Below are 26,102 nucleotides of genomic sequence, written 5' to 3'. Positions count from 1 at the left end.
AGGCGCAAACAAAAACGCCCCGAACCAGTCGGGGCGTTTTCGTTATCGCGGCGCGAATTACAGACGCAGGCCGCCATCCAGCTCCAGGATACGACCGGTGTAGTAGTCGTTCTCCAGGATATAGGCCACCGAGTGGGCGATCTCGGCCGGTTTGCCCATGCGCTTGAGCGGGATGCCCGCCGTCATCTTCTCCAGGGCTTCCGGCTTCATGCTGCCGGTCATCTCGGTTTCGATGAAGCCCGGCGCCACGCCGGCGACACGAATGCCGTAGCGCGCCAGCTCCTTGGCCCAGACCACGGTATCGGCAGCGACACCGGCCTTGGCGGCGGAGTAGTTGGCCTGGCCCATGTTGCCGGCACGGGAGATCGAGGAGATGTTGACGATCGCACCCTCGTTCTTCAGCTCGATCATCTTCGCCGCCACTTCGCGGGTGCAGAGGAACACGCCGGTCAGGTTGACGTCGATCACCGCCTGCCACTGCGCCAGGCTCATCTTGGTCATTTCGCCATCCTTCACACGGATGGTCAGACCATCGCGCAGGATGCCGGCATTGTTGACCAGGCCATTGATGGCGCCGAAGTCGTCGGCGACCTGGGCGACCATGTGGGTGACCTGCTCTTCATCGGCGACGTTGCACAGGTAGGCACGCGCATCGCCACCGGCCGCCTTGCAGGCCGCCACGGCTTCGTCGAGCTTTTCCTGGTTCAGATCGACCAGCGCCAGCTTGGCACCCCTGGCCGCCAGGTACTCACCCATGGCGCGGCCCAGTCCCTGGCAACCGCCAGTGATGATGATGACTTTGTCTTTCAGTTGCATCGCTTTATCCCCTCAAGGTGCAGCATTTACCGACCCCGCTGATGCCCTTGAAGCGCTATGCTAGGGCGTCTGTCCGTTGATGACGGATTCTTTGCGAGGAGTCATAAGGTGAGCGTGAAAGCCGGCAAGCATGCACGAGAATTGCTGCTCAAGGAATACCGTGGCGTGCTCAGCACCCACTCCAAGGCCATGCCGGGCTTCCCTTTCGGATCGGTAGTGCCCTACTGCCTGGACGCCGAGGGCCGGCCACTGATCCTGATCAGCCGCATCGCCCAGCACACCCATAACCTCGGGCAGGACGCCAAGTGCTCGCTATTGGTCGGCGAGCGCGGCGCAGAGGATGTGCAGGCGGTCGGTCGCCTTACTTTGCTCGCCGAAGCACGACAGTTGCATGACGAAGACGAAATAGAGGCAGCCGCCCAGCGTTATTACCGCTTTTTCCCCCAGTCGCGCGACTACCATCGGGCGCACGACTTCGATTTCTGGCGGCTGGAGCCGGTGCGCTGGCGCTTCATCGGCGGTTTCGGCGCCATTCACTGGCTCGACCAGGTCGCGCTGGCCAACCCCTTCACGACGGACGGCAGCGAAGCGAGCATGGTCGAGCACATGAACGAGGACCATGCCACGGCCATTGCCCGCTACGTCGAACTGGCCGAGCTGCCGCAGCATGAACCGGCGCAGATGGCCGGTGTCGACAGCGAAGGCTTCCACCTGCGCATCGGCCAGAGCCTGCACTGGCTGCCCTTCCCGACATCCTGCAACAACCCCGGACAGGTGCGCGCAGCCCTGGTGGCGCTGGCCCGCGCCGACAAATGGCCCGAGCCTGGCGTCGCTTAAGCTTGAATTCAGGCCAAAGCCCCATACTTACTCCCTACTGGAAGTTCGCTTCCGCCAAGGATTCTTCGATCATGCGTGCGTTTCTGTTTCTGTTCCTGCTGTTCCCGATCATCGAGCTGGCCGTCCTGATCAAGGTCGGCGGTGCCATCGGCGTGCTGCCGACGGTCCTGCTGGTGATCGGGACCGCCATTCTTGGCAGCGTCCTGCTGCGCGTGGCCGGTGTCGCCACGGCCTGGCGCGCCCGTGAGAAACTGGCGCGCGGCGAGATGCCCGAGCAGGAAATGCTCGAAGGCCTGCTGATCGCGGTCGGCGGTGGCCTGCTGCTGCTGCCGGGCTTCATCAGCGATATCTTCGGCGTGCTCTGCCTGCTTCCCTTCACCCGCCGCCTGCTGGTCGGCAAGATCCGTCGCCGCGCCGAGGAGCAGGCCCTGCGCCAACGCGCGTTCTTCGACGATGCCGCCGCCCGCGCCGGCAAGACGCACCCCAATGTGCTCGAAGGCGAATACGAACGCCGCGACTGATTCACGCCACAGGCACTCGCCTACGGCGATCCCCCGGCAGACCTGCTGTCGAGCGCAGCAGGCTGCCGCGACAAGCGCATCGGCCGCCAATCCTCGGCCTTACCCCGAGAACGCCGACTGCGCACGCAAAAAAAATCACCAGCGCCCCTTGAAATGCCTCCGCCCGCCCACATGTAGCAGTCACCGCAAGGTGCCTGCCCTACGAGGCAGTCCGACTTTCGCGGTGCGCACAGCGCGCCGCACCCGGCCCCGCCGGATTTTACAAACCCGCCGACCAGACAAGAGTCGGCAAGTTGGCCATTCAATTGTTAGGAGAGATCGACAATGAAGCTTCGTCCTCTGCATGACCGCGTCGTGATCCGTCGCAGCGAAGAAGAGACCAAAACCGCAGGCGGCATCGTGCTGCCGGGCTCGGCCGCCGAGAAGCCGAACCAGGGTGAAGTCGTTGCCGTCGGTACCGGCAAGGTTCTGGATAACGGCGAAGTCCGTCCGCTGGCCGTCAAGGTCGGTGACAAGGTGGTATTCGGCCCTTACTCCGGCAGCAACACCGTCAAAGTCGACGGCGAAGACCTGCTGGTGATGGGCGAGAGCGAAATCCTCGCTGTCGTCGAAGCCTGATTCCGACGAATCTCCGTTTAACCTTCAAGAATTTGAGGACTGATCAAGATGGCTGCTAAAGAAGTCAAGTTTGGCGATTCCGCCCGCAAGAAAATGCTCGTTGGCGTCAACGTACTGGCCGACGCCGTCAAAGCCACCCTCGGCCCGAAAGGTCGTAACGTGGTTCTGGCCAAATCCTTCGGCGCCCCGACCATCACCAAAGACGGTGTTTCGGTTGCCAAGGAAATCGAACTGAAGGACGCCTTCGAGAACATGGGCGCCCAGCTGGTCAAGGACGTTGCGTCCAAGGCCAACGACGCTGCCGGTGACGGCACCACCACCGCTACCGTTCTGGCTCAAGCCATCGTCAACGAAGGCCTGAAGTCCGTCGCTGCCGGCATGAACCCGATGGACCTGAAGCGCGGCATCGACAAGGCCACCGCGGCCATCGTTGCTCAGCTGAAAGACCTGGCCAAGCCGTGCACCGACTCCAAGGCCATCGCTCAGGTAGGCACCATTTCCGCCAACTCCGACAACTCCATCGGTGACATCATCGCCGAAGCCATGGACAAGGTCGGCAAAGAAGGCGTCATCACCGTTGAAGAAGGCTCGGGCCTGGAAAACGAACTGTCCGTCGTGGAAGGCATGCAGTTCGACCGTGGCTACCTGTCCCCCTACTTCATCAACAAGCCGGACACCATGGTTGCCGAGCTGGAAAGCCCGCTGCTGCTGCTGGTCGACAAGAAGATCAGCAACATCCGCGAACTGCTGCCGGTTCTGGAAGCCGTTGCCAAGGCTGGCCGTCCGCTGCTGATCGTTGCCGAAGACGTGGAAGGCGAAGCCCTGGCCACTCTGGTGGTCAACAACATGCGCGGCATCGTCAAGGTTGCTGCCGTCAAGGCTCCGGGCTTCGGCGACCGCCGCAAGGCCATGCTGCAGGACATCGCCATCCTGACCGGCGGCACCGTGATCTCCGAAGAAGTCGGCCTGTCCCTGGAAGGCGCCACTCTGGAGCACCTGGGTAACGCCAAGCGCGTCGTCCTGAACAAGGACAACACCACCATCATCGACGGTGCTGGTGCTCAGGTCGACATCGAAGCCCGCGTTGCGCAGATCCGCAAGCAGGTCGAAGAAACCTCTTCCGACTACGACAAAGAGAAGCTGCAAGAGCGTCTGGCCAAACTGGCTGGCGGTGTTGCCGTGATCAAGGTTGGCGCTGCCACCGAAGTCGAGATGAAAGAGAAGAAAGCCCGCGTTGAAGACGCCCTGCACGCCACCCGCGCTGCAGTGGAAGAAGGCGTGGTGCCTGGCGGTGGTGTTGCCCTGGTGCGCGCTCTGCTGGCCATCGAAGGTCTGAAAGGCGACAACGAAGACCAGAACGTCGGTATCGCTCTACTGCGTCGCGCTGTCGAAGCACCGCTGCGTCAGATCGTTTCCAACGCCGGTGGCGAGCCGAGCGTCGTGGTCGACAAGGTCAAGCAGGGTTCGGGCAACTTCGGCTTCAACGCCGCGACCGACACCTACGGCGACATGATCGAGATGGGTATTCTCGACCCGGCCAAGGTCACCCGTTCGGCGCTGCAAGCTGCTGCGTCCATCGGCGGCCTGATGATCACCACCGAAGCCATGGTCGCCGAATCGGCTGACGACAAGGCTCCGGCCATGCCTGACATGGGTGGCATGGGCGGCATGGGTGGCATGGGCGGCATGATGTAAGCCAGCCGGCCCTCAGCTGTACCAGGAACCCCGCGCCAGTCGCGGGGTTTTTTATTGCCCGAAAAAAGCTCCCCCGTCGTTCTAAGACGAAAATGCGACATAGGGTCATTTATCGTGGACCTGGGAACGCTGTTTGCTTATGTTTCGTTACAACCCTGAACGACGTAGTAACCGTTCACGAGGCGGACGCTGCGCAAACCTCCAACAGAAGAAGAACAACATGCCTCTATGCAGCACGACTGACCCTTCCCAGCAGGCCTTCCAACACTGGTGGCAGAAAAACGGTGACTGGGTAGAAGAACCCAACGTTCGGCGCGGTGGAGAGAGTGGCGTACAGCGCCTGCTGGATCAGAGCGGCGTGCTCTACGCCAAGAAGCAGGTGGGCCACATCTACCGCAGCCTGCTGTACCCGCAGGGACGCCCTACCGTACTGCGCGAGCGCAGAGCCCTGCAGGCACTACCCGCTCTGGGAGTGCTGGTGCCGAAGATGATCTACTGCGGCATCAACTACGACGCCCAGCAAGGCTGGTGCGGCCTGCTGGTGACCGAAGAGCTGGAAGGCTTCGAGAACATCGAAGTGTGGTACGAGAATGGCGGCCGCGAAGCCTGCGGCGAGGCCGTGCATGCCCAGCTGCTGCAACTTGTTGGTGCAACCCTGGCGCGCATGCACCTGGGGCGCTGGCAGCACGGTTGCCTGTATGCCAAGCACATCTTCGTCCGTATCGACGGCGAAACGCCGCACGTCGCCCTGCTGGACCTGGAAAAGAGCCGTCGCCGCCTGACCCGGGTCCAGGCCGCCCAGCACGACCTGCCGCAACTGCGCCGCCACAGCCCCTGGTCCGATGCGGACTGGCAGCTGGTGCTGAGCGGCTACCGTGAAATTTTCGCCGAGGGCGCACGAGGTCTCGGCACACCTCTTGCGTAACCATCCGGCTGCCGGCCCGTGCCGGCAGCCTCGCTTTGGCTGCAACCCGCTTCACCCGCAACTCCCCCCACCAGGACGTGGCTCTACCTCGCACCTTTGCGCCAGGTAGCGACAGGCATCGCCAAGACGCCAACTGCCAGGGCCGGCTGTTACAGGCGCCCAGTACGGGCACCAAAGGTTACGCCCAAGCGTTACCCAGCACAGGATTGAACCATCCGCGGCGAAGCATGTCTCAGCTCAGCCCCTGGAGGGTGCCAGCCATACGCAGTGACCGCTCGTCGCGCAGATCAGCGACGAGGCGGTGGGTGATCTAGGTTTAGCGAACAGCGTTTGGCAGCGCTATCAAGGGGTTAGCAAAATGAAATTAGAAGTAGCTCGAGGTTTGTTCCTTGGCCTCGCCCTCAGCGTAACGGCGCTCGCTGCCGCTGCCTGGCAGGAACCCGGTCCGCGCGTACTGGACGCGCACGACTGCACGGCCCAGGCCCCCTGCCCCACCGCCCCGTTGCGCAAGCACGTGCAACCTGCCGTGAAACCGGATGCCAACCTGCTGGTATTGATGTTCGGCCTGAGCGGCGCGATGAAAGGCGAACAATAGCCCCATCATCCCGTCACCGGGAGACCCGCGCAGCCGCTTGTGCAAATGTTCGCTGCATCACTGATCCAGCCTGAGCCTGGAGCTATCATCGCCGCCCCAACGGAAGCGACTCACAAGGAAGTCACCATGCTCAAGCGCTGGATCTACGCACTCGCCACCACATTGCTGCTCACTGGCTGCGGCGGCCCGGACAACACCCCCGAAGGCATCGCCGAAGCCTTCCTGCAGGCGGCCTACGACAACGACGTCGACGCACTGTTCGAGTACATCGACGTTCCCGAAGGCACCGGCGACGAAGAAGTCGCGCTGGTTCGCGGCAAGCTCAGCGCCCAGCTGGCCCGCACCGAGAAGTACACCGAAAGCCAGGGTGGCCTGGATCGCATCGAAGTGCAGGCGCCAACCCTGTCGGACAACGACAGCCAGGCCCGCATCGAGGCCATCGTTCACTTCAACAACAGCGATGCCAAGCCCAAGACCGAGCGACTGCGCCTGAACAAGGTCGACGGCGACTGGAAGATCAAGATCTGAGCCGCCTGCGTCTCGGGCTGTGCCTGAGCCTGCTGCTGGCCGGCGCCACCGTGGCGCTGGCCAGCCTCCAGCCACAACCCTCCGTCAGCGCCCCAGTACGCAGCCTGCCGCCCGTGCAGAACGGCGACTGGGTGTTCCGCCTCGGTCCTTCGCGCGAAAGCCGCCTGATCCAGCAGGTCGGCGGTGGCGACTACTCGCACATCGGCATGATCGTGAGCACCTCGCCCCAAGCGCTGGTGGCGCACGCCACCACCGATGACGATCCCGAACGCCCCGACCAGGTCCTGCTCAGCCCGCTGACCGAGTTCGTCGACCCACGCCACGCGCGCGCCTTCGCCATCGCCCGGCCGGACTTTCTCGATGCCGAGCAACGCCTGCAGGTCAGCGCCGCCGTGCGTGACGAGGTCGGCCAGCCGTTCCTCCTGGAGCCACGCAACCTGGCGCATCGCTATTGCACCACCCTGCTCGCCGATGCGATCCGCATGCAGCATCCAGGGTTCGCTCCGCAGTGGCAACGGCTGGACCTGCCGGTGTTTCACGGCGAATATCTGTTCCCTCGCGCATTCGCCGAATATCCCGGCATTACCTGGCTATATCGCTACTCGATCGTCGAGTAATGGCACTTCGGACGGCGCCATTCAGCTTCACTTAAGTCAGCCTCCCTATCGTCTGGCCGAAGCGTGACCGCAAGGTCACGTCCTTGCTCGCAACGAGCGATCCAGTCACGCCAGACCAGGAGAGGTCCGCATGCTCCGCACCACCCCCGCCAACCGGACGCCACGCCCAGTGGCCCGCGCCATCGATGACACGGGCATGGCCAGCCCTATCCGCGACACGGGCAAGGAGGACGCCCGATGAATGCACTTCGCGCACTGCCACGGGACGCACTGGCATCCGTGGTGGTCTTTCTCGTCGCCCTGCCGCTGTGCATGGGCATCGCCATCGCCTCCGGCATGCCGCCGGCCAAGGGCCTGATCACCGGCATCATCGGCGGCCTGGTGGTCGGTTTTCTCGCGGGCGCGCCGCTGCAGGTCAGTGGCCCGGCGGCGGGGCTCGCCGTCCTCGTGTTCGAGCTGGTGCGCACCCAGGGCATGGCCGCGCTCGGCCCGGTACTGCTGCTCGCCGGCCTGATCCAGCTGGTCGCCGGCTCGTTGCGTCTGGGCGGCTGGTTTCGTGTAACGGCCCCCGCCGTGGTCTACGGCATGCTCGCCGGTATCGGCATCCTTATCGTGCTGTCGCAGGTGCACGTGATGATCGACGCCGCGCCCAGGGCCTCCGGCCTGGACAACCTGCTGGCCTTCCCCGACGCCCTGGGCGATGCACTGAGCCTGCTTGGTGGCAACGCGATGATCGCCGGTGCAGTCGGCCTCGGCACCCTCGCCAGCATGGCGCTGTGGGAGCGCTACCGCCCAGCGTCCCTGCGTTTTCTGCCCGGCGCCCTGGTCGGCGTGACCCTCGCCACACTGGTCAGCCTGTGGCTGGCCTTGCCGGTCAAACGTGTGGAACTGCCAGCCAACCTCGGCGATGCCATCGACTGGATCACTCCGCAGGGGCTGGCCAGCCTGGCCGATCCGCAGCTGCTGATCGCCGCCCTGGCGATGGCCTTCATCGCCAGCGCCGAGACCCTGCTCTCCGCCGCAGCGGTAGACCGCATGCACGATGGCCCGCGCGCCCGCTTCAACCGCGAACTGTCCGCCCAGGGCATCGGCAACATGCTCTGCGGCGCTGTCGGTGCCTTGCCGATGACCGGGGTGATCGTACGCAGCTCGGCCAACGTCCAGGCCGGCGCCCGCAGCCGCGCCTCGACCATCCTCCACGGGGCCTGGCTGCTGGCCCTGGTCGCCCTCCTCCCCGGCTTGCTGCAGAGCATCCCGGTGGCCAGCCTCGGCGCGGTGCTGGTGTACACCGGCTGCAAGCTGGTCGACCCCAGAGCCATGCGCAACCTCGGCCAGTACGGGCGCATCCCGGTAATCATCTACGCCGCCACGGCGCTGTGCATCGTCTTCACCGACCTGCTGAGCGGCGTGCTGCTGGGCTTTGCCCTGACCCTGGCCAAGCTGCTGTGGAGTGCCTCCCGGCTGCGCATCCGGCTCGTCGAAACCGCCCCCGGCGAGGCGGAACTGCGCATGCGCGGCGCCGCCACCTTCCTCCGCGTTCCCCAGCTGGCCGAACACCTCGCCCGAGTCAAACCCGGCACCCGCCTGCACCTGAGCCTGGCGCGGGTCAGCTACATCGACCACGCCTGCATGGAGCTGCTGCAAGACTGGGACCGCTCCGCCCGCGCCCAGGGCGGCGGGCTGGAGATAGTCGAAGGGGCGGCACTGAAACGCCGGGTCGAGGGCCGGCAGCGCACGGCGCTGGCCTGATCGCTCCGTGGCTCACTCGTGCCCTCGGGTGAGCCAGGTCAATGGATGGACGGATGGACTATGGTGCGATGCAATCATTCGCAGTAAGGTCGGCCCATCGCCCAGCCAGGACACACCATGGCCAGCAAGCCCAGCACCTCCCGCCAGCACAAGCACTTCGCCGTACTGATCGACGCCGACAACGCCCCCGCCGCCATTGTCGAAGGCCTCTTCGAAGAGATCGCCAAGTACGGTGTCGCCAGCGTCAAGCGCATCTATGGCGACTGGACACAACCCAACCTGGGCAGCTGGAAGAAAGTGCTGCTTGACCATTCCATCCAGCCGATCCAGCAGTTCGCCTACACCAAGGGCAAGAACGCCACTGACAGCTCGCTGATCATCGATGCAATGGACCTTCTCTACACTCGGCGCTTCGAAGGCTTCTGCCTGGTATCCAGTGACAGCGACTTCACCCGTCTGGCAGCGCGGATACGCGAAGAAGGACTGGAAGTGATCGGCTTCGGTGAGCAGAAGACGCCCAAGCCTTTCGTCTCGGCCTGCGACAAGTTCATCTACACCGAATTGCTGCGTAACGACGCCCCCTCGGCAGAATCGGAAGCCCCCACCAACGATGTGTCGGCGGCGCCATTACCGTCAGCCACCACACCGGAAAACAAACCTTCAGCGCAACCGGCACCAAGCAAGGTCAAACCGCTGAAAGTGCCAGTGGACTTCATTGCCAAAGTGATCGACGACAACTCCGATGAGGATGGTTGGTGCCACTTGGGTCTGCTCGGTTCGAACATCAGCAAGCTGCGCTCGGACTTTGACTCGCGGATGTACGGTTTCAAGAAGCTGAGCGATCTGATCAAGGCGCAGAATGGACGCTTCGAACTGCAGGTGCTGGGTGCGACCACTACGGGTGGCCAATCTCTTGCCGTGAGAAATCGAAAGCAGAGCAAATGATCAGACGCATGCGCCAGGTTGGGATGGGGACTTCCTGCCAGGACGATATGTGGCGCTGAGGTGATAGAGAGGCGGTGCATAGCGCATCCTTTTTGCTTCGCCACTCCAGCTTGCGCTGGTATACGCAAGCCGATCGCAGTTTGTCGCTGAGATCATCTGACATCCCAGGGTTATCGCGGCTGAAGCCGCTCCTACAGGAGCGTGGCGATACCAGCGGCCTTGCCTTCACGCTCCCGCGATCAAACCTCCGATGATTTGCCGAAGCTCAGGATGTTCGGGCGGTCGAATCCCGAATTCGTCGCGCAGCACCCACAGCACCTCGTCGACACTGTCCAACTGCACCCGCTCGCTCGCCTGGCCCAGGCGGTGGATCGCGAAACTGCCGTTGTTGAGTGTCTTGCGCAGGCCCGGCCCGGTGCGCGCGGCGATCATCTGGCCGAGAAATGGTGAGTCCGGGTGGGTGCACACGTACCAGTTGCCCACCACATAGTCGATATCCGCCACCGCCTGCAGATCGAACACGTACATCGCCCGCCAACTGTCGGCCACCCGCGCACGCAAGGTGTAGGTGCCATCCACGTGCGACAGTCGATAGGCCTCATGCGGCGTGGCCTGTTCGGCCTCGCTGTCGAGCAGCAAGGGACCGGTCGGCACCATGCCGCCGAAACCGACGTCGGTGATGTAGCGCACGCCCTCCAGCGTCACCAGCACCAGCATGTGGGTACGCGCCGGCAGGGCGTCTTCCGGACCGCCCATCACCACGCGCCCGGTCAGGCCGCGCGCGTCGAAGCCCAGCGCCTGCAACAGCAGCAGGAACAGGCGATTGAGTTCGAAGCAGTAACCCCCACGCCCCTGATGCAGCAGCTTGTCCTGGATCGCAGCGGGCTCGACCTCCACCGGCACACGCAGCATGGTCGACAGCGTTTCGAAGGCGAACTCGGTGGTGTGCCGCCTCTGCAGCTCGCGCAGATTGTCAAGGGTCGCTGCCGGTGCCGAGGCATAGCCCAGGCGCTCCAGGTACCGTTGCAGGTCCAGCATGAAGGGTTCGCTCATCGCGCATCGTCCTCGTCGTCCGGTGGACGGTTTGTAGCAGAGAAGCGGAACGGGCGATATACGAATCACCCTGATCGATTTGCGCCAGCCAGCCCCCATGCGGGCAGTGAGCAGAGCGGGCGACGCCAAGCTCGTCCACCCTCGCGGGTTCCGCGTGCAGCCTCCTCACCCGCAGAGGGAACTGATGGTGTCCACTCTGCTGTAGCTGAAGCCGCTCCTGCAGGAGCCTGCGACGGGTCAGTGGGTATGGTTTGCGGCGGCCGGCACATACAAGACGGCCAAAATGCGCCAAGCTGTCGCCATCCCACCCGCTCGCCCGAGGACTTCATCATGCGTCTGCCTCTTTTCTGCTCCCTGGCCCTGCTGCTCTGCCTCGGCGGTTGTGGCGCCGGCGAAACAGCCACCACGGCCACGCTGCAGGCGGAGCAGGCCAAGCAGGCGCAGCAGCAGATGGAGCAGCTCAAGCAGCAAATCGATCAGGCCAATGCGCTGAACAACCAGCGCCTGGAACAGGCCATCGATCAGGCGCAGTGAATGCTGCCTCGCTGCGTGCGAGGCAGTCACGCGATACCGGAAACAGAAAGGCCGGTCACAAGACCGGCCTTTCTGTTTATCGCCCGATGCTCACTCAGCCATTGCTGGGGAAGGCGAACTGCGCCGCCTCGTGGCTCTTGCGCGCCGGCCAGCGCTGGGTGATGGCCTTCTTGCGGGTGTAGAAGCGCACACCGTCCGGACCATAGGCGTGCAGGTCGCCGAACAGCGAACGCTTCCAGCCGCCGAAGCTGTGGTAGCTCACCGGCACCGGCAGCGGTACGTTGACGCCGACCATGCCCACTTCGATTTCGTCGCAGAACAGACGCGCGGCTTCACCGTCACGGGTGAAGATGCAGGTGCCGTTGCCGTACTCGTGATCGTTGATCAGTTGCATGGCTTCTTCCAGGCTGCCGACGCGGACGATGCACAGCACCGGGCCGAAGATTTCGTCGGTGTAGATGGTCATCTCCGGGGTCACCTTGTCGAACAGGGTGCCACCGACGAAGTAGCCATTCTCGTTGCCCGCGACCACCAGATCACGGCCATCGACCACCAGCTTGGCGCCCTGCTCGACGCCCGCATCGATATAGCCCTTGACCTTGTCGCGTGCCGCAGCAGTGACCAGCGGGCCCATGTCCAGGCCGCAGGAGGTGCCGGCACCGATCTTCAGCGCCTGGATCTGCGGGACGATCTTGTCGACCAGCGCGTCGGCGATCTGGTCGCCCACGCACACCGCCACCGAGATGGCCATGCAGCGCTCGCCACAGGAGCCGTAGGCCGCGCCCATCAGTGCGCTGACGGCGTTGTCGAGGTCGGCATCGGGCATCAGCACGGCGTGGTTCTTGGCGCCGCCGAGGGCCTGCACGCGCTTGCCGCGCTTGGTGCCTTCGCTGTAGATGTACTCGGCGATCGGGGTCGAGCCGACGAAGCTCAGGGCCTTGACCTCGGGAGCCTCGATCAGCGCGTCGACGGCATCCTTGTCACCGTTGACCACGTTGAGCACGCCCTTGGGCAGGCCGGCCTGGTTCAGCAGCTCGGCGATGAACAGGGTGGAGCTCGGGTCGCGCTCGGACGGCTTGAGGATGAAGCAGTTGCCGCAGACGATGGCCAGCGGGTACATCCACAGCGGCACCATGGCCGGGAAATTGAACGGGGTGATGCCCGCGACCACGCCGACGGGCTGCAGGTCGGTCCAGGCGTCGATGTTCGGGCCGACGTTGCGGCTGTATTCGCCCTTGAGGATTTCCGGGGCGGCGCAGGCGAACTCGACGTTCTCGATGCCGCGCTTGAGCTCACCCACGGCGTCTTCGATGGTCTTGCCGTGCTCGGCGCTGATCAGCGCGGCGATCTGCTGCTCGTTCTGCTCCAGCAGTTGCTTGAAGCGGAACATGATCTGCGCGCGCTTGGCCGGTGGCGTGTTGCGCCAGGCCGGATAGGCGGCCTTGGCCGCATCGATGGCCAGTTGCATGGTGGCGCGATCGGCCAGGCCGACCTGGCTGGTGGAATCGCCAGTGGAGGGGTTGAACACCGGGGCACTGCGACCGTTGCCGGCAACGCGCTCGCCGTTGATCAGGTGAGGGATATGGCTCATGGGGACTCCTCAGTAGAAATCTTGTGTAGGGTGGATGATGCTTTTCTCATCCACCGTGGCAGATTCGGAACCTGGTGGATGAAAAAGGCGTCATCCACCCTACGGTTGTCGGTATTCGTTTAGTCCAGCTGGTTCAGCACGTCGCCGACGGCGTTGAACACGCGGTCGAGGTCTTCCATCTTGGCGTTGAAGGTCGGGCCGAACTGCAGGGTATCGCCACCGAAGCGTACGTAGAAACCGGCTTTCCACAGGGCCATGCCGGCCTCGAACGGGCGGATCACCGCATCGCCGTCACGCGGAGCGATCTGCAGGGCGCCGGCCAGGCCGCAGTTGCGGATGTCGACGATGTGCTTGGTGCCTTTCAGGCCATGCAGGGCCGCTTCGAACTTCGGCGCCAGCTCGGCGGACTGCTGGATCAGGTTCTCGCGCTTGAGCAGGTCCAGAGTGGCCAGACCGGCCGCACAGGCGACCGGATGCGCCGAGTAGGTGTAGCCGTGGGTGAACTCGATCATGTGCTCCGGCGACGGCTGCTGCATGAAGGTGTTGTAGATCTCGCTGGAGGCGATCACCGCGCCCAGCGGGATGGCGCCGTTGGTGATCTGCTTGGCGACGTTCATCAGGTCCGGGGTGACGCCGAAGAACTCCGCACCGCTCCACTTGCCCATGCGGCCGAAACCGGTGATCACTTCGTCGAAGATCAGCAGGATGTTGTGCTGCGTGCAGATCTCGCGCAGACGCTGCAGGTAGCCGACCGGCGGCACGATGGCACCGGCCGAGCCGGACATCGGCTCGACGATCACCGCCGCGATGTTGGACGCGTCGTGCAGTTCGATCAGCTTGAGCAGTTCGTTGGCCAGCTCGACACCGCCGGTTTCGGCCATGCCACGGGTGAAGGCCATGCCCGGCTGCAGGGTGTGCGGCAGGTGGTCGGCGTCCATCAGCTGGCCGTACATCTTGCGGTTGCCACCGATGCCGCCCAGTGCGGTACCGGCGATGTTGACGCCGTGGTAGCCACGGGCACGACCGATGAAGCGGGTCTTGCTCGCCTGGCCTTTCAGACGCCAGTAGGCCTTGGCCATCTTCACCGCGGTGTCGGCGCACTCGGAGCCCGAGCCAGTGAAGAACACGTGATTGAGGTCGCCCGGCATCAGGTCGGCGACCTGCTCGGCCAGCTTGAACGACAGCGGATGGCCGTACTGGAAGCCCGGGGAGTAGTCGAGGGTGCCGAGCTGCTTGGCCACGGCTTCCTGGATTTCCTTGCGCGAGTGACCGGCGCCGCAGGTCCACAGGCCGGACAGGCTGTCGTACACCTTGCGTCCCTGGTCGTCGACCAGCCAACTGCCCTCGGCACCGACGATCAGGCGCGGGTCACGCTGGAAGTTGCGGTTGGCGGAAAACGGCATCCAGTGAGCATCCAGCTTGAGCTGGCTGGCCAGGGACGGGGTTTCGGTCTGCGGCATGTTCATCGGCGTAGCCTCACTCGGCAGGCAATTGAACGCAGGAGTCCGCTTGCGGGCGATCAGCGCCGACGAGCCGGCTCCTGCAGGGTAGTTGCCAGTGAATGTGCCATGAGCATAGAGTCAGTAAAACAACACTCTTTGCAACTTCAGTTCAAGGCCTACTAAACATATGAGCAGTCGTCGTCCCGATCCGCTGGCCCAGGTCAGCGACTTTGAAATTCGCCTGCTCAAACTGTTTCGCAGCGTGGTGGAATGCGGCGGCTTTTCCGCTGCGGAAAGTGCCCTGGGCATCGGCCGCTCGGCCATCAGCCAGCAGATGAGCGACCTCGAGCAGCGCCTGGGCCTGCGCCTGTGCCAGCGCGGCCGCGCCGGCTTCGCCCTGACCGAGGAAGGCCGCGAGGTGTACCAGAGCACCTTGCAGCTGCTCGCCGCGCTGGAGAGCTTTCGCACCGAGGTCAACGGCCTGCACCGGCATCTGCGGGGTGAACTTAACATCGGCCTGACCGACAACCTGGTGACCATCTCGCACATGCGCATCACCCACGCCCTGGCGCGCCTCAAGGTGCAAGGGCCGGACGTGCGCATCCACATCCGCATGACGCCGCCCTCGGAGGTGGAACAGGGCGTGCTCGACGGGCGCCTGCACATCGGCGTGGTGCCACAGGTCAGTGCCCTCTCCGGCCTGGAGTACCAGCCGCTGTACGACGAGCGCTCGCTGCTCTACTGCGCGGTCGGCCACCCGTTGTTCTACGTCGACGACCAGCAGCTCGAAGACCAGCGGCTCAACACCCAGGAAGCCATCGCCCCGACCTTCCGCGTGCCCCCCGAGGTGCAGAGCCACTACCAGGCCCTCAACTGCACGGCCAGCGCCTCGGACCGCGAGGGCATGGCCTTTCTCATCCTCACCGGGCGCTACATCGGCTACCTGCCCGACCACTATGCCCAGGCCTGGGTGCAGCAGGGCCGGCTGCGCGCGCTCAAGCCCGACAGTCGCTTCTACGACATCAACCTGGCGGCAGTCACGCGCAAAGGCCGCCGCGCGCACCTGGTGCTGGAGAGCTTTCTCGAAGCCCTGGCCAGCAGCTGAGCCACGCCTGCCCTAAGCTCCACTTGAGTGCAGCACGCCCCATCGCGGGGCGCGTACGCGCTCGGCCGCAGAATCGAAAACTGAATACCAAGTCAGGAATATTCGTATGCAGTTGATGGGACAAGGCTTTCCGCAACACTGCACACAATTCACCAGCAAGCTGATCAGTTGGATAGCTTTTTGCAACAGGGCGCTCACCTGACCAGATGGACAGGAAAAAAGAATAACGATGATCCTCAGGAGCCAAGATGAACGCCAGTCGCACCATGATGCTCGCCGCCTGCGGCCTGCTGCTGACCACCCAGGCACACGCCGATAGCCCGCTGCTGTGGCAGAACAACAGCCTCACCTACCTGTACGGCAAGAACTTCAAGGTAGAGCCGGCCATTCAGCAGACGCTCACCTTCGAACATGCCAGCGGCTGGAACTGGGGCGACCTGTTCCTGTTCGTCGACCAGAAGTTCTTCAACGGCGCGGAGAATGGTGCGGGGGATACACGCAGCTTCTATGGCGAGTTCAGCCCACGCCTGTCGTTCGGCAAGCTGCTGGGCAAGGATCTGTCGTTCGGCCCGGTCAAGGACGTGCTGCTGGCGGCCACCTACGAATTCGGCGAGGACGAGACCGAAGCCTACCTGCTCGGCCCCGGCTTCGACCTGGACGTTCCGGGCTTCAACTTCTTCAAGCTCAACTTCTACTACCGCCAGCCCGATGGCGACCGCGTCGACCGCAACGGCGATGGCAAGCCGGATGGCAGTGGCGTCTGGCAGGTGACACCGGCCTGGTCCTACACCCTGCCGCTGGGCAAGTCGGACCTGCTCATCGACGGCTACATCGACTGGGTGGTGGACAACGACGCCAGCTACCACAGCAACTACCACATCAACCCGCAGATCAAGTACGACCTGGGCAAGGCCATGGACTGGGGCGACAAGCAGGTCTACGTCGGCGTGGAGTACAGCTACTGGAAGGACAAGTTCGGCATCCAGGACAGCGCCGCCTTCACCACCACGCAGAACACCGCCAGCCTGCTGCTGAAAGTTCACTTCTGATGCGCCTCACCGACCCGCATCGTGGGTCGGTTCCTGCCGCCTGATTCCGACTTGCCACGAGAACGCTCATGACCACTGAATCGCCCTCTTCGTCCGACCTGATCTACGCCCTGGACGACCGCCCCGCGCCCCTGCCGGCCTTCTTCGCCGCGCTGCAGCATGTCCTGGCCTGCTTCGTCGGCATCGTCACGCCGACGCTGATCATCGGCGGCGTGCTCGGCCTGCACGAACAACTGCCCTACCTGATCAGCATGGGCCTGATGGTGTCCGGTGTCGGCACCCTGATCCAGGCCCGCCGCCCCTTCGGCATCGGCGCCGGGATGATCTGCGTGCAGGGCACCAGCTTCGCCTTTCTCAGCGCCGTGCTGGCCGCCGGCCTGATGGTCAAGGCGCGTGGCGGCAGCCCGGACGAGATTCTCGCGATGATCTTCGGCGTGTGTTTCTTCGGCGCCTTCATCGAGATGGTGCTGAGCCGCTTCATCGGCCGCCTGCAGCGCATCGTCACGCCACTGGTCACCGGCATCGTCATCACCATCATCGGCATCAGCCTGATCAAGGTCGGCATCACCGACGTCGGCGGCGGCGTGAAGGCGGAGAACTTTGGCGCACCGATCAACCTGGCCCTCGGCGCCCTGGTGCTGCTGACCATCATTGTCCTCAACCGCCTGAGCAATCCCTGGCTGCGCCTGTCGGCGATCATCATCGGCCTGCTGATCGGTTCGCTGGCTGCCTGGTTCACCGGCGTGCTGGTGCCCAAGGCGCTGCCGGCACTGCCCCTGGTCAGCCTGCCGCTGCCCTTCCGCTACGGCTTCGACTTCGACTGGATGGCCTTCATTCCGGTCGCGCTGATCTACCTGATCACGGCCATCGAGACCACCGGCGACCTGACCGCCAACTGCATGATCTCGCGCCAGCCGATCAAGGGCCCGCAGTACCTGCAACGCATCAAGGGCGGCGTGTTCGGCGATGGCGTCAGCTCGCTGATCGCCGCCGTGTTCAACACCTTTCCCAACACCACCTTCAGCCAGAACAACGGGGTCATCCAGCTCACCGGCGTCGCCAGCCGGCACGTCGGCTACTACATCGGCGCGCTGCTCATCGTGCTGGGTCTGTTCCCCGTGCTTGGCGCGATCCTCCAGCAGATTCCCAAGCCGGTGCTGGGTGGCGCCACGCTGGTGATGTTCGGCACCGTCGCCGCAGCCGGTGTCCGCATCCTCGCGCAAGCCCCGCTGGACCGCCGCAGCCTGCTGATCATGGCCACCAGCTTCGGCATCGGCCTCGGCGTGTCGAGCCAGCCGGACCTGCTGAGCCAGATGCCCAGGCTGGTGCAGAACGTGTTCGGCTCGGCGATCACCAGCGGTGGCCTGACGGCGATCCTGATGAACCTGCTGCTGCCACTGGAAGCGCCTCAGACACAGGACTGACGCACGCAGGCGCAACAGCGGCGACGGCAGCCGAACGCCAAGCAGCCGTCGCCGGTTTGATGACGGCAGGATTCTTGCTGGCAATTCGCCAGATGGCAGCGCACGAACTGCTCTATCTCGGGCAGTTCCGTGCCGATGTCGCCACGTCTTCCACCGCAAGGGGTCATGATGTTCTTCTTCAAACCGGTTCTGGCGTTGATGAACCGCGCCCGCTACGCCCACAAATTCCTGCTGATCTTTACCCTGTTCATGCTGCCCTACTGCTGGCTTTCGCTGAGCAAGCTGCTGGACGTCAACGCGAACCTCGAACAGTCGCGCCACGAGCTGCAGGGCCTGCTCACCCTGGAGCGCTACCTGCCGGTCTATCGCCAGGCCCTGGGCCAGGCCGGCCTGCACGTGATCGGCTATGCCCGTAACAAGGACGACGCCAGGCAGGAAATCGAGCGCCGCAGCCAGGACCTGATCAGCGCCATCGGCACGCTCAACGCCTGGCTGGACGGTGGCCAGTTCAGCGCCATGCAGCTCGCCGAGAGCGACCCCGGCTACAGCCTGGACAAGAAGCTCTCGGTACAGGGCCTGAGCTCGCAGATGATCGAGCATGTCAGCCCGGTACACGCGCTGAGTGCCAACATGCGTGAGATTGCCGCGCTGTCGAAGCTGAGCCAGGACAGCGATCCACGCATCTACCGCAACGTCGACCTGCTGCTCAACCAGTTGCTGCCGCTGTACGAAGTGCTCAACCAGACCCGCACCTTCGCCGGCTACATGACCGCGTACGGGTTTCTCGAATCGTCGTCGCGCGCGGCCATCAGCAATCAGTTCGGCACCCTGCAGCGCTACGCCGATGGCGCCGAGGGCAAGGGCAACGCCCAGGCCCGGCAACTGATGAGCGACGCCGCGCGCGAGGCAGCCGCGCTGTACAAGCGCGAGATCGTCGACACCTACACGCAGAGCGGCTACTTCGACCAGAACGCCGTCGAGCACTGGCTGCAACGCTACGCGGCCTACGCGCCCCATGTCGCCAGCCTGGACCAGGCCGCCGGGCTGCTGCTGGAGGAAACGGCGACGCTGTTGCAGGTACGCGCCGATGCCAATCTCCGTGCACTGCTGCTCTGGGCCCTGTGCCTGTCGCTGGCCGTGGCCCTGCTGGTCTACCTGTTCGTCGGCTTCTATCTGTCCGTGCATGGCGCCATTGCCACGCTCAGCAGCGCCACACGGCGCATGGCCGAAGGTGACCTGCGCACCCGCGTCGAGACCGCCGCACGCGACGAGCTGGGCGACCTGGCCCAGGACTTCAACGACATGCAGGCCCGCATGAGCCAGCTGATCGCGCAGGTCTCGCAGTTCTCCGAGAGCACCCTGGGCAAGGCGCAGAACGTCAGCGACAGCGCCTCCACCAGCCAGCTCAGCGTCCAGCGCCAGGCAGGCGAGCTCGAACTCATCGCCACCTCAATGAGCCAACTGGTGAGCAACGTCCAGGAGGTCAGCCAGAACTCTCACGTCACGGCCGAGAAAGCCAACAGTGCCGGCGACAAGTGCCGCGAGGGCCGTGTGCAGGTGGATCACGCCGTGTCGCGCATCAACCAGCTGTTCAGCGAAATGGACGACTCCATCGGCGCCATCACCGCCGTGGAGAAGGAAAGCAGCGAGATCGCCAAGGCCGTCGACCTGATCAAGAGCGTCGCCGAGCAGACCAACCTGCTGGCCCTCAACGCGGCCATCGAGGCCGCCCGGGCCGGCGAACAGGGGCGCGGTTTCGCGGTGGTCGCGGACGAAGTGCGCAGCCTGGCCATCCGCTCGCGCGAGCTGACCGGCGAGATCGACCAGACCATCGAACGCCTGCGCCAGCAGGTCGGCAGCGCGGTGAAGATCATTCGTGGCAGCCACCAGAGCGCGGCGCAGAGTGTCGAACAGGTGACCCTGACGGCGAGCATCTTCGAGGCCATCACCGACAGCATGGGACAGATCATCGACCACAACGTGCAGATCGCCTCGGCTGCCGAGCAGCAGGCCGCCGTGGTCCAGGGCGTGGAACAGAACACCCTGGAGATCAAATACCTCAGCGAGAGCAACGCGCAGGAAGCGCAGAGCACCGTACAGGTCAGCGGCGAGCTGACCGGCATGACCCGTGACCTGCACGGGCTGATCGCCAACTTCAGGGTATGAGCGCTCGTCGACGCCACGCGCCGCGCCATTCTGGTGCGCGGCGCACCCTCTCCGTGCAGCGCATGGCGGACCGGGGCGCTGCAGGCAACTTTTCTGGCCATGGAGCTTGTCACCCAGCCAGCGCTGGGGTATCAGTGCAATCGCTCCGCTCCCTGATTCAGTTCGGAATTGCCCATGACCTTCGAAGTCCCCGCCCATAGCAGTAACGGCAAACCCGCCGGGCGCATCCGCCAGAAGAACGAAGAAGCCATCATCAAAGCCGCCGAGGAAGAGTTCGCCCGCCATGGCTTCAAGGGCACCAGCATGAACACCATCGCGCAGAACGTCGGCCTGCCCAAGGCCAACCTGCACTACTACTTCAGCAACAAGCTGGGCCTGTACCTGGCGGTGCTGAGCAACATCCTCGAACTGTGGGACAGCACCTTCAACCACCTGACCGTGGACGACGACCCGGCCGAGGCCCTGGATCGCTACATCCGCGCCAAGATGGAGTTCTCCCGCCGCCACCCGAAGGCCTCGCGCATCTTCGCCATGGAGGTCATCAGCGGCGGCGACTGCCTGTCGCAGTACTTCAACCAGAACTACCTGGAGTGGTTCCGGGGTCGTGCCGCCGTGTTCGAAGCCTGGATCGCCGCCGGCAAGATGGACCCGGTCGAGCCGATCAACCTGATTTTCCTGCTCTGGAGCAGCACCCAGCACTATGCCGACTTCGCCTCGCAGATCTGCCGGGTGAAGCAGTGCTCGCGCCTGACCAAGCAGGACTTCGAGGAAGCCTCGGACCAGCTGGTGCAGATCATCCTCAAGGGCTGCGGCCTGCAAGCCACGCCACGGTAACCTCGTCGTCACAAACCCGCTCTAGTCTGCCGGCCACCAACTGACGAAGAGTGGCCAAACATGCACGACAACGAATCGACCGACCTGCAGCGCCTGGCGATCAGCCGCCGTCGCTTCATCGGCACCGGCGCCCTGGCCGGCGCCGCACTGTTTCTCGCCGGCAGCCCGCTGGGCCGCAGCGCCCTGGCTGCCGGCATCGCCGAAGCCAACTCGACGTTCGGCTTCGCCAACCTGGCCGCCACCCGTGCCGACACCATCACCCTGCCAGCCGGCTACCGCTTCGATCCGCTGATCAGCTGGGGCCAGCCGCTGCATGACGACTCCGCCGCCTACCGCGGTGACGGCAGCCACAGCGCCGCCGAGCAGCTCGGCCAGTTCGGCGAGAACAACGACGGCATGAGCTTCTTCCCCTGGCCAGGCGACAACGACCGCGCGCTGATGGCCATCAACAACGAATACTGCAACTACCAGTACCTGCTGCAGCACGGCAAGCCGCCGCAGTCGCTGGCGGACGTGCGCAAGGCTCAGGCGGCCGTGGGCGTCACCATCATCGAGGTACGTCGTGACGCCGCCGGCGCCTGGCAGTTCGTCCAGGGCTCGCCCTACAACCGCCGTATCCACGCCAACCTGCCGATGGAGTTCGCGGGCCCGGCGCGTGGCCACGACCTGCTGAAGACCGCAGCCGACCCGGCGGGTATCGCCCCGCACGGCACCTTCCAGAACTGCTCCAGCGGCATGACCCCGTGGGGCACCTACCTGACCTGCGAGGAAAACTTCACCGACTGCTTCGGCAGCAGCGACGCCACGCTGGCCCTGACGCCCGCGCAGAAGCGCTACAGCGTCAAGCTCGAAGGCGCCAGCGACAACCGCTGGCACCTGTACGACGAGCGCTTCGACATCAGCCGTCATCCCAACGAAGTGAACCGCCACGGCTGGGTCACCGAGATCGATCCGTTCGATCCGCAGTCCAGGCCGATCAAGCGCACCGCGCTGGGCCGCTTCAAGCACGAGAACGCCGCGATCACCACCAGCCGCGACGGCCACGTGGTGGTGTACATGGGCGACGACGAGCGCGGCGAGTTCATCTACAAGTTCGTCAGCCGTGATCGCTTCAAGGCCGAAGACCCTGCCGCCAACCGCCACCTGCTGGACCACGGCGACCTTTATGTCGCGCGTCTCGGCGGCCAGGAAGGCGAGCAGCGCGGCAGCGGCCAGTGGCTCAAGCTGGCCTTCGGTCACAACGGCCTGACCCGCGAGAACGGCTTCAGCGACCATGGCGACGTGCTGATCCGCGCCCGTGCCGCCGGCAGCCAGGTCGGCGCCACGCGCATGGACCGTCCGGAGTGGATCGCCGTCAGCCCGAAAAACGGCCAGGTCTACTGCACCCTGACCAACAACGTCCAGCGCGGCACGGAAGGCCAGCCGGTGGACGCGGCCAACCCACGCGCCAACAACGTCTACGGGCAGATCCTGCGCTGGCGTGAAGCCGGTGGTGATGCGGCCGCCGAGCGTTTCGAGTGGGACCTGTTCGTGGTCGCCGGCAATCCGCAGGCACATCCCGGCAGCGCCAATGCCGGCTCGGCCAACGTCAATGCCGGCAACATGTTCAACAGCCCCGATGGCCTGGCCTTCGACAAGGACGGCCGGCTGTGGATCCAGACCGACGGCAACTACAGCGACGCGGGTGACTTCGCCGGCATGGGCAACAACCAGATGCTCTGCGCCGACCCGCTCAGCGGCGAGATCCGCCGCTTCCTGGTCGGCCCGCGCGGCTGCGAGATCACCGGCGTGGCCTTCGCCCCGGACCAGCGCGCCCTGTTCGTCGGCGTGCAGCATCCCGGCGAAGATGGCCAGTCGAGCTTCCCGGACCACCGCGACGGCATGCGCCCACGCTCCACGGTGGTGGTGATCCGCCGCGAGGACGGCGGCGTGATCGGCGCCTGACGCCAGGCCGCGCAGCATGACGCCCGCCAGGCTTATACTGGCGGGCGTTTTTCATTGTCCGGCCAACCGATATGCCCAGTACCCTGCTCGGCCCCAGCGAATACCGCGAGGAGATCCGCAAGAGCCGCTTTCTCGCGCTCGCGGCGCCGGTCGCCAGCGCTGCCGAGGCCCAGGCCTTCATCGACCGCCACAGCGACCTGGCCGCCTCGCACAACTGCTGGGCGTGGAAGGTCGGCAACCAGTACCGCTTCAACGACGACGGCGAACCCGGCGGCACCGCCGGCCGGCCGATCCTCGCCGCCATCGAAGGACAGGACTGCGACCAGGTGGCCGTGTTGGTGATCCGCTGGTACGGCGGCATCCAGCTCGGCACCGGTGGCCTCGCACGGGCCTACGGCGGCAGCGCGGCCAGATGCCTGCAGCTGGGTGAGCGCGAGGAACTGGTGACGCGTCTGGCGCTCAGCTGTCACCTGCAGTTCGCCGAGCTGCCGCTGTTCAAGGCACGCCTGGGCGAGTTCGACGCCCTGCTCGCCAGCGAAGAGTACGATGCCAGTGGTGCGCGCCTGCAACTGGCCGTCCCGGCCGAGCGCCAGGACGCCCTGGCCCGCCTGCTGGCCGACATCAGCCGTGGCCGCGAGCAGTTGCACAAGCCATGAAGCGCCTGTGCCCGCTCCTGCTGCTGGGCATGAGCCTGAGCGCACAGGCGCAGGTGGAAGAACAGCTGCAGTACCAGTACTACGACGTGACCATCGCCGCCGGCGAGTCCTTGCGCCAGGCACTCAGCCAGGCCTCGACGATTCGCCAGAACGGGCAGGTCTACCATGCCTATACGCGCTGGGGCGTGACGTGGAACTACTGGTGGCAGGAGGCGCGCGACGGACGCTGCCGCCTGACGCTGAGCCGCACCCGGCTGAGCGCACAGGTGACCCTGCCGCGCCTTGGCGGTGGCGACGCCCGGCAACGCCAGCGCTTCGCGCAGTACCTGCAGGCGCTGCGCGAACATGAGCTGGGGCACTACCGCATCGGTCAGGCGGCCGCCGCCGACATCGATGCCGCGCTGCTGGCCACGGCTGAGTCACCCAGCTGCAGCGAGCTGCAACGGCACGCCAACCAGCGGGCCAATACCGTGCTGCAACGGCATGCCGAACGAGAACGGGACTACGACCGCGACACCGGCCATGGTCGCAGCCAGGGTGCCTGGCTGGCGGAGTAACTGCGCTATGCTGAGCCGTCCCTCTCATCCCTCATGGAGCCTGATATGACCGCGCCCCGATCCATCCTGATCATCGGAGCCTCACGCGGCCTCGGCCTCGGCCTGGCCAGTGAATTCGTCGCCCAGGGCTGGGCCGTTACCGCCACCGTGCGCAGCGCCGCACAGCAGGCGCCGCTGCTGGCACTGCCCGGCGTGCGTGTGGAGCAGCTGGAGATGACCGACCCGGCCAGCCTCGAACAGCTGGCCCAGCGCCTGAGCGGTCAGCAGTTCGACGTCATATTCGTCAACGCCGGGGTCGCCGGCCCGTCGCACCACAGCACCGCACAGGCCAGCGCCGAGGAAATGGGCCAGCTGTTCCTGACCAACGCCGTCGCCCCGCTGCGCGTGGCCGAGCGCCTGCTGGCGAACCTGGCCAGCGGGCACGGGCTGATCGTGCTGATGAGTTCGATCCTCGGCAGCATCGAGGCCGGTGCCGGTCTCGGCATGCCGCTGTACGGCGCCAGCAAGGCTGCGCTCAACCACCTTGCGCAGTGCTTCGTGCGGACCCAGGACAACCCCGGCCTCGGGGTCCTGCTGATGCATCCGGGCTGGGTGCGCACCGACATGGGCGGCGCCGACGCCCCGCTGGATATCGCCAGCAGTTGCAAGGGCATGGTCGCGCAGGTCAGCGCCGCCGTCGGCCAGGCCGGGCTGCGCTACCAGGACTACGAGGGCAACCCGCTGCCCTGGTAACCCCCCCTTCGCGCGTGCAGCATCAGGGGCGGGCAACGCCTGCCCGCCCCGGTCTTTTAGCCGAACGAAGCACTTTCGCGCCCGAGCGCACAACCCGGGGCGCGTGATCGTTGTACCTTACCGGCCTTGAACACACTCGCAGGATGCGAGCCTCCCCAACCACGACCTGGATCTAGGTACATGGACAACCTGTATCAGCCCCCGAAAGCCGAACTGCTGGACGAACAATCCCCTTCCCGTAGCGCCTTCTTCGTCACCTCCAGGGACAAGCTCCATCTGCTGTATTTCGCCACCTTCGGCCTGTACGCCATCTACTGGTTCTACAAGCAGTGGGACAGCCAACGCGCCGCGATGCTGCCCAGGAAGATCGCGCCGGCGGCACGCTCGATCTTCCAGATATTTTTCACCCACTCGCTGTGCCGTCTGATCAGCGAACACAAGCAGCGCCAGGGCCTGGCGTCGTGGGATTACTCGGGCACCGCCTGGCTCTACGTCGCCCTGGCCGTGGCCAATAATGGCTTGTCACGCGTGGACATGCAGAACGGTGTTCTCGACCTGCTGCTGTTGATCGGCTGCGTGGCGGTACCCGCCCTTCCCCTGGCGCAGATCCAGCAGCACGCCAACCAGGCCAGCGGCGATGACACCGGGAAGAGCAACGCCCGAATCAGCGGCTACAACCTGCTGTTCATCATCCCCGGAGCTCTGCTCTGGATGCTCGTACTGGTTGGCGTTTTTCTCTGAACTCGAACCGTTGCAGGTCGGGCAGCGTCACGCTCGCACCGAGCCCGCCCCAGGGTGGACAGGCTTCGCGCTATCCACCCTACGCCCTGATCTCGCTGACCAGCAGCTTGAACGCGGCGCAGCCGAAGAACGCGGCAAACACCCCCTCGAACAGGGCCCTGGCCTTCATGTACAGGCGCCAGTCTCCTGAGCGAGGGCAGATGCCGGACATGCAACCCAGACTGCCAGCAAGTCGCAGTCGCGGCCAAGGCCTGTCCCACGGATTCGTGACAAGCATCGTGACGCCTGCCGAGGCACGCGCAAATACGGTGCGCGGGATGCCCACGATGGATCGGCGCGCACCAATGCCGGGCATGGGCATCCGTCACTCCAGGCGGCAAGCCCCCTGCCAGGCTTTTCTGACTCTCTGGCCAAGTTTTTGCTTTAGC

Annotated in this window: 25 protein-coding genes and 1 pseudogene; 22 read left to right on the top strand and 4 right to left on the bottom strand. The window is 64.9% G+C overall.

Annotated features, from left to right (window positions below):
• Positions 1–57 precede the first annotated feature (57 nt).
• Positions 58–816: an SDR family oxidoreductase gene (locus tag E4487_RS02430; RefSeq protein WP_037050966.1), complete on the bottom strand. Its 759-nt coding sequence runs from the start codon at positions 814–816 to the stop codon at positions 58–60.
• Positions 817–924: 108 nt separating this feature from the next.
• On the opposite strand from E4487_RS02430, the gene E4487_RS02425 reads away from it, so the two are divergent.
• The 10 genes from E4487_RS02425 to E4487_RS02380 all read left to right on the top strand — a co-directional run bounded on the left by E4487_RS02425 (position 925) and on the right by E4487_RS02380 (position 9,846).
• Positions 925–1,653 carry a HugZ family protein gene (locus tag E4487_RS02425; protein ID WP_134675677.1) on the top strand — a complete coding sequence of 243 codons (729 nt, stop codon included), beginning with the start codon at positions 925–927 and terminating at the stop codon, positions 1,651–1,653.
• Positions 1,654–1,724: 71 nt separating this feature from the next.
• Positions 1,725–2,174 (top strand): FxsA family protein, encoded by a 450-nt coding sequence (locus E4487_RS02420; RefSeq protein ID WP_037050969.1) that lies wholly within the window; start codon positions 1,725–1,727, stop codon positions 2,172–2,174.
• A gap of 324 nt (positions 2,175–2,498) precedes the next feature.
• Positions 2,499–2,792: a co-chaperone GroES gene (locus E4487_RS02415; protein ID WP_037050970.1), complete on the top strand. Its 294-nt coding sequence runs from the start codon at positions 2,499–2,501 to the stop codon at positions 2,790–2,792.
• Positions 2,793–2,840: 48 nt separating this feature from the next.
• Complete coding sequence (gene groL, locus E4487_RS02410; protein WP_037050971.1) at positions 2,841–4,487, top strand: chaperonin GroEL; 1,647 nt, start codon at positions 2,841–2,843, stop codon at positions 4,485–4,487.
• 220 nt (positions 4,488–4,707) lie between these two features.
• Entirely contained in the window at positions 4,708–5,412 is a 705-nt protein-coding gene (locus E4487_RS02405; protein ID WP_134675678.1) for a lipopolysaccharide kinase InaA family protein, read from the top strand.
• A 358-nt stretch (positions 5,413–5,770) separates the two neighbouring features.
• Positions 5,771–6,007 (top strand): hypothetical protein, encoded by a 237-nt coding sequence (locus tag E4487_RS02400; protein WP_037050973.1) that lies wholly within the window; start codon positions 5,771–5,773, stop codon positions 6,005–6,007.
• Between the two features lie 126 nt (positions 6,008–6,133).
• Positions 6,134–6,535 (top strand): DUF4878 domain-containing protein, encoded by a 402-nt coding sequence (locus E4487_RS02395; RefSeq protein WP_037050975.1) that lies wholly within the window; start codon positions 6,134–6,136, stop codon positions 6,533–6,535.
• A gap of 50 nt (positions 6,536–6,585) precedes the next feature.
• On the top strand, positions 6,586–7,152 hold the full coding sequence (locus E4487_RS02390; protein ID WP_175252658.1) for a YiiX/YebB-like N1pC/P60 family cysteine hydrolase: 567 nt from the start codon (positions 6,586–6,588) through the stop codon (positions 7,150–7,152).
• A 237-nt stretch (positions 7,153–7,389) separates the two neighbouring features.
• Positions 7,390–8,901 carry a SulP family inorganic anion transporter gene (locus tag E4487_RS02385; RefSeq protein ID WP_175252657.1) on the top strand — a complete coding sequence of 504 codons (1,512 nt, stop codon included), beginning with the start codon at positions 7,390–7,392 and terminating at the stop codon, positions 8,899–8,901.
• A gap of 117 nt (positions 8,902–9,018) precedes the next feature.
• On the top strand, positions 9,019–9,846 hold the full coding sequence (locus E4487_RS02380; protein WP_175252656.1) for an NYN domain-containing protein: 828 nt from the start codon (positions 9,019–9,021) through the stop codon (positions 9,844–9,846).
• Positions 9,847–10,071: 225 nt separating this feature from the next.
• Here the strand turns inward: E4487_RS02380 and E4487_RS02375 are convergent, their stop codons facing one another.
• Positions 10,072–10,899, bottom strand: a complete 828-nt coding sequence (locus tag E4487_RS02375) for an arylamine N-acetyltransferase (RefSeq protein WP_175252655.1) — start codon at positions 10,897–10,899, stop codon at positions 10,072–10,074.
• Positions 10,900–11,229: 330 nt separating this feature from the next.
• Between E4487_RS02375 and E4487_RS02370 the strand changes: the two genes are divergently transcribed.
• The gene (locus E4487_RS02370) at positions 11,230–11,433 is read left to right on the top strand and encodes a hypothetical protein (RefSeq protein ID WP_172979181.1); all 204 of its coding nucleotides are present in this window, start codon (positions 11,230–11,232) and stop codon (positions 11,431–11,433) included.
• A gap of 94 nt (positions 11,434–11,527) precedes the next feature.
• On the opposite strand, the gene E4487_RS02365 is transcribed toward E4487_RS02370, so the two are convergent.
• Both E4487_RS02365 and E4487_RS02360 read right to left on the bottom strand, forming a co-directional pair.
• A complete protein-coding gene (locus E4487_RS02365; protein WP_037050981.1) occupies positions 11,528–13,024 on the bottom strand; it encodes a CoA-acylating methylmalonate-semialdehyde dehydrogenase in 1,497 nt (498 codons plus the stop codon).
• Positions 13,025–13,143: 119 nt separating this feature from the next.
• Positions 13,144–14,490, bottom strand: coding sequence for an aspartate aminotransferase family protein (locus E4487_RS02360; RefSeq protein WP_150606531.1), 1,347 nt, complete (start codon positions 14,488–14,490; stop codon positions 13,144–13,146).
• 163 nt (positions 14,491–14,653) lie between these two features.
• Between E4487_RS02360 and E4487_RS02355 the strand changes: the two genes are divergently transcribed.
• From E4487_RS02355 to E4487_RS02310, 11 genes and pseudogenes are all read left to right on the top strand, one after another.
• Positions 14,654–15,571: a LysR family transcriptional regulator gene (locus E4487_RS02355; protein WP_037050983.1), complete on the top strand. Its 918-nt coding sequence runs from the start codon at positions 14,654–14,656 to the stop codon at positions 15,569–15,571.
• 248 nt (positions 15,572–15,819) lie between these two features.
• Positions 15,820–16,620 (top strand): outer membrane protein OmpK, encoded by an 801-nt coding sequence (locus tag E4487_RS02350; protein ID WP_134675685.1) that lies wholly within the window; start codon positions 15,820–15,822, stop codon positions 16,618–16,620.
• Between the two features lie 68 nt (positions 16,621–16,688).
• Positions 16,689–18,044, top strand: coding sequence for a uracil-xanthine permease family protein (locus E4487_RS02345; protein ID WP_134675686.1), 1,356 nt, complete (start codon positions 16,689–16,691; stop codon positions 18,042–18,044).
• Between the two features lie 135 nt (positions 18,045–18,179).
• A pseudogene (locus E4487_RS24780) lies at positions 18,180–19,352 on the top strand (HAMP domain-containing protein); the annotation flags it as partial.
• On the top strand, positions 19,347–20,210 hold the full coding sequence (locus tag E4487_RS24775; protein WP_373921500.1) for a methyl-accepting chemotaxis protein: 864 nt from the start codon (positions 19,347–19,349) through the stop codon (positions 20,208–20,210). The pseudogene E4487_RS24780 and the gene E4487_RS24775, both read left to right, overlap by 6 nt.
• A 174-nt stretch (positions 20,211–20,384) precedes the next feature.
• Positions 20,385–21,044 (top strand): TetR/AcrR family transcriptional regulator, encoded by a 660-nt coding sequence (locus E4487_RS02335; RefSeq protein WP_037050989.1) that lies wholly within the window; start codon positions 20,385–20,387, stop codon positions 21,042–21,044.
• 60 nt (positions 21,045–21,104) lie between these two features.
• A complete protein-coding gene (locus E4487_RS02330) occupies positions 21,105–22,988 on the top strand; it encodes a PhoX family phosphatase (RefSeq protein WP_175252653.1) in 1,884 nt (627 codons plus the stop codon).
• 71 nt (positions 22,989–23,059) lie between these two features.
• A complete protein-coding gene (locus E4487_RS02325; protein ID WP_037050993.1) occupies positions 23,060–23,644 on the top strand; it encodes a YigZ family protein in 585 nt (194 codons plus the stop codon).
• Positions 23,641–24,201 carry a DUF922 domain-containing protein gene (locus tag E4487_RS02320; protein ID WP_175252652.1) on the top strand — a complete coding sequence of 187 codons (561 nt, stop codon included), beginning with the start codon at positions 23,641–23,643 and terminating at the stop codon, positions 24,199–24,201. Before E4487_RS02325 ends, E4487_RS02320 begins: the two co-directional genes overlap by 4 nt.
• A 45-nt stretch (positions 24,202–24,246) precedes the next feature.
• Positions 24,247–24,933, top strand: a complete 687-nt coding sequence (locus E4487_RS02315; protein ID WP_175252651.1) for an SDR family oxidoreductase — start codon at positions 24,247–24,249, stop codon at positions 24,931–24,933.
• A gap of 180 nt (positions 24,934–25,113) precedes the next feature.
• Positions 25,114–25,674 carry a DUF2637 domain-containing protein gene (locus E4487_RS02310; protein WP_152489575.1) on the top strand — a complete coding sequence of 187 codons (561 nt, stop codon included), beginning with the start codon at positions 25,114–25,116 and terminating at the stop codon, positions 25,672–25,674.
• Positions 25,675–26,102 lie beyond the last annotated feature (428 nt).

It is taken from the genome of Pseudomonas sp. BMW13 (assembly GCF_013357275.1).
GTDB lineage: Bacteria > Pseudomonadota > Gammaproteobacteria > Pseudomonadales > Pseudomonadaceae > Aquipseudomonas > Aquipseudomonas khazarica.
The sequence above is the reverse complement of the archived record's forward strand: the minus strand, read 5'-3'. Positions and strand labels throughout refer to the sequence as shown.